At 66.9% G+C, this 3,168-nt stretch carries 3 protein-coding genes; all 3 read left to right on the top strand.

Annotation, left to right across the window (positions count from 1 at the left end; all coding sequences use genetic code 11):
- A partial coding sequence (locus VFM98_RS09490) for a tripartite tricarboxylate transporter substrate binding protein (protein ID WP_325109678.1) occupies positions 1-903 on the top strand: 903 nt, incomplete at its 5' end.
- A 15-nt stretch (positions 904-918) separates the two neighbouring features.
- On the top strand, positions 919-2,505 hold the full coding sequence (locus tag VFM98_RS09485) for a CoA-transferase (RefSeq protein ID WP_325109677.1): 1,587 nt from the start codon (positions 919-921) through the stop codon (positions 2,503-2,505).
- A 5-nt stretch (positions 2,506-2,510) separates the two neighbouring features.
- On the top strand, positions 2,511-3,168 hold a 658-nt coding region (locus VFM98_RS09480; RefSeq protein WP_325109676.1), incomplete at its 3' end, for a hydroxypyruvate isomerase family protein.

Genomic DNA, 3,168 nt, shown 5'->3' with positions numbered 1-3,168 from the left:
TTGGCCCAGAACTGGCCCAATCGCCCGATCACGCTGGTGGTGCCCTTCTCCTCCGGTGGCAACACGGACATCATCGCGCGCATGGTGGCGGACCGCCTGCGCGATTCCTTCGGGCAGCCGGTGGTGGTGGAGAACCGCGGCGGCGCCGCCGCCAACATTGGCGCCGCTCATGCAGCCAAGCAGCCGGCCGACGGGTACACGCTGCTGATGATCTCCAACACGCATGCGACCAATCCGAGCTTGTACAAGAACCTCACGTACAACCTGGAGAAGGACTTCGTGGCGGTGAGCCCGGTGGCCACCGTGCCCAACATGCTGGTGGTCAACAACGACCTGCCCGCGAGGGACATGCGCGAGTTCATCGCCCTGGCCCGGAGCGGCAATCCCGAGATCAACTACGGCTCCGGCGGGAGCGGCACCTCGCAGCATCTGGCCGGCGCACTGTTCAACAGCATGGCCAAGGGCAAGATGGTGCACGTCCCCTACAAGCAAGGCAGCGCGGCGCTGGTGGACGTCATGGGCAACCGCGTGCAGGCCTACTTCGGCGGCATCTCGGAAGTGGCGTCGCTCATCGACGGTGGCAAGGTGCGCGCGCTGGGCGTGACGACGCAGGCGCGCAGCCCGCGGTACCCGAACATCCCGGCTATAGCGGAGTTCATTCCCGGCTACGAGATCCGGATCTGGATCGGGCTGGTGGCGCCGCGCGGCACCCCGCAGGAAGCGGTGACGAAGATCAACACCGCCATGAAGTCCATCCTGGCGGAGCCGGAGACACGCCGCAAGCTGGCCGATCTTGGCGCGGTGCCCATGAACGGCACGCCGGACGAATTCGCCTCCTTCATCAGCAAGGAAATCGTGGACCTCGGCAAGGTCGTCCAGATCTCCGGCGCCAAGGTCGAATAAGGATCGATAGCCACAGTGCGAGCAAGCAAGTTCATCACGGCCGCGGAAGCGGCCGCGACCGTGCCGTCCGGCGCCACCGTGGTGGTGGGCGGCATGGTCTCCATGGCGGTTCCGGAAGCGGTGCTGAAGGCGCTCGGCGAGCGCTTTGAAGCGGAGGCCGCGCCGAGGGACCTGACCATGTTCCTGCCCAACCGGCAGGGCTGGAAGTCCGAGCCGAAGACCGGCGTGGAGCACCTCGCCCACGAGGGGATGGTCAAGCGGGTGATCACCGCCACCTTCAGCCACCGTGACTCGCCGCGCTTCGCGGAGTTGGCGAGCAGCGGGAAGATGGAAGCGTACTCCTTCCCCATGGGTTGCCTCTTCAAGGTACTGCGCGAGCAGGCCACCGGCTCGCCCGGCTTCTTCACCGAGGTCGGCATGAACACCTATGCGGATCCCGAGGCCGAGGGAGCGGGCAGAACCGAGGTGAACGACGCGACGCCGCCCTCCGACTTGGTGCGGCGCATGGAACTGGATGGCAAGCCGTACCTGTTCTACCGGACCTTCCCCGTGCACGTCGCGATCATCCGCGGCACTTCGGCGGATCCGGCCGGCAACATCTCGATGGAAGGTGAGCCGGTCGACGTCGGCATCAAGTACCAGGCGATGGCCGCGCGCAACTCCGGTGGCATCGTCATCGCGGTGGTGAAGCACAAGGTGCTGGGCGGCTCGATCAACCCGCGCATGGTCGCGGTGCCGGGCATCTGGGTGGACCACGTGGTTGTGGACCCCGACGCGATCCAGACCCAGCTGGGCGGCCACGATCCGACGCTCACAGGCCAACTGCGCACCGAGAACCCGAAGCTGGAGCCGCTGCCGCTGGACGTGCGCAAGATCGTCGCGCGGCGCGCCACGATGGAGCTGCAGCCAGGCGACGTGATCAACCTGGGCGTGGGCATGGCCTCGGGCATTCCTGCAATCGTGCAGGAGGAGGACCTCGAAGGTCCCTTCCACTTCAGCACCGAGCACGGCGGCCTCGGCGGAATGCCGGCCCTGGGCTCGCCCAAGAAGACGGGCGCCTTCGGCGCCCACTTCAACCCGGACTGCATCCTGGATTCGATGGAGGTCTTCGACTTCTATCACGGCGGAGGGTTGGACGTGGCCGGCCTCGGCTTCGCCGAGATCCGGGCCGACGGCAGCGTCAACGTGGGCGACTTCCAGGGCAACCTGCGCGGCCCCGGCGGCTTCGTGGACATCTCGCACCGCGCGAAGAAGGTCCTGTTCTGCGGTGAACTGACGGCGGGGCAGTCCGACATCCGCATCGTGCAGGAGCCGGAAGTGCGGCTGGAGATCGCCCGCGACGGCCGGCACCGCAAATTTCTGCCGAAGATCAAGCAGGTGAATTTTCACGGCCCGACGGCGGTGCGCAAGGGCCAGGTCGTCATGTACATCACGGAGCGTGCCGTGTTCCGCCTGACCGCGAGCGGTCTGGAGCTCATCGAGATTGCACCGGGCGTGGAGATCGACGCGGTGAAGTCCGCGATCGCCTTCGAAATCGCGGTCAGCCCTAACCTGAAGCGGATGGACGCGCGCCTGTTCCGCGCCGACCCCGCCACCGCCTGAACGCCATGCCCAGGTTTTCCGCCAATCTCTCCATCCTGTTCCAGGAGCTGCCGTTCAAGGCCCGCTTCGCGGCGGCGCGCAGGGCAGGCTTCGACGCGGTCGAATGCTGGTTTCCCTACGAGCATGCCGCGAGCGAAGTTGCGCAGCTGCTGCGCGAGAACGGGCTTGCGATGGTGGGCATCAACACTGCGCATGGCGGCGCGGCGGACTGGGGCCTGGCCGCGTTGCCAGGACGCGAGCAGGAGTTCCTCGCCAGCGTCGGCCAGGCGCTGGAATACGCGGTCGCCTTTGATCGGTGCGCCGTACACGTGATGGGCGGGCTGGCGGGCAGCATCCCGAAGGCGGAAGCTTGGCGCACCTATCTCGCCAACCTCGAGGCGGCCGTGCGGCGCGCGGAAGGCACCGGCGTCCCCCTGCTCATCGAGCCGCTGAACAGCCGCGATCGCCCAGGCTACATCCTGAACAGCGTGGAGCGCGCGGCCGACATAATCGACCGAATGGGGCTCGGATCGCTGCGCATCATGTTCGACTGCTACCACGTGCAGGTGGAGGAGGGCGACCTCATCGCCAAGCTGCGCCGGCACTGGGCGAAGATTGGTCACATCCAGTTCGCTTCGCCACCCTCGCGCACCGAACCCGGCACCGGCGAAATCGACTACCGCT

The organism is Ramlibacter sp. (genome assembly GCF_035706265.1).
Lineage (GTDB): Bacteria > Pseudomonadota > Gammaproteobacteria > Burkholderiales > Burkholderiaceae_C > Ramlibacter.
The sequence above is the reverse complement of the archived record's forward strand: the minus strand, read 5'-3'. Positions and strand labels throughout refer to the sequence as shown.